Origin of the sequence: Pseudomonas sp. MWU13-2517 (assembly GCF_023242545.1) — a bacterium.
GTDB lineage: Bacteria > Pseudomonadota > Gammaproteobacteria > Pseudomonadales > Pseudomonadaceae > Aquipseudomonas.
In genome coordinates, this window is the sequence record NZ_JALMFA010000037.1 from 1 (window position 1) to 764 (window position 764).

1 pseudogene is annotated in these 764 nt (G+C 61.4%); it reads left to right on the forward strand.

What is annotated here, in order from left to right:
- A pseudogene (locus M5B97_RS27550) lies at window positions 1-764 on the forward strand (type IV secretion protein Rhs); the annotation flags it as partial.

Consider the following 764-nt stretch of genomic DNA (forward strand, 5'->3'; position numbering starts at 1 on the left):
CACTGGGCGCTGGCCTACGAATACGATGTGCAAAATCGCCTCACCGCCGAGCACCAGGGCTGGGGCACCCTGCGTTATGGCTACGACGCCTGCGGCCAGTTAAAACACCTGCGCCTGCCGGACAACAACCGCCTGGTGTTCAACCACGACAAAGGCGGCCACCTTTCCACCGTCGAACTCAATGGTGCGCTGCTCACCTCACACCTGTTTAAAAACGGCCGCGAACACCAACGTCAACAAGGCCAGCTGCTCAGCCACTACCACTACGACGACCAGCACCGCCTGCACGCTCATGCCATCAGCCAGCAGGAGCACATTCTTTACCAGCGTCAATACGACTACGACAAAACCGGCAACCTCACCCGCCTGCTCGACACCCGCAAGGGCCAGCACGACTACCACTACGACCCCCTCGCCCGCCTGACCCGCGCCAACCACTCGCAAGACGTGCAGGAACGCTTCGGCCATGACCCGGCGGGCAACCTGCTGATGCAGAACCGCCCGGGCCCGGACATCGTTGCCGGCAATCGCCTGATGATCCAGGGCGACCACCACTATGACTACGACGCCTTCGGCAACCTGATCCGCGAGCGACGCGGCAAAGGCCAGCAGCTCGTCACCGAATACCGCTACGACTGTCAGCATCGTTTGATTGGTATCACCACGCCCAACGGGCACACCGCCCGCTATCGCTATGACCCGTTTGGGCGGCGCATCAGCAAAACCGTGGATGACAAAACCACGGAGTTTTTCTGGCAGAGCGA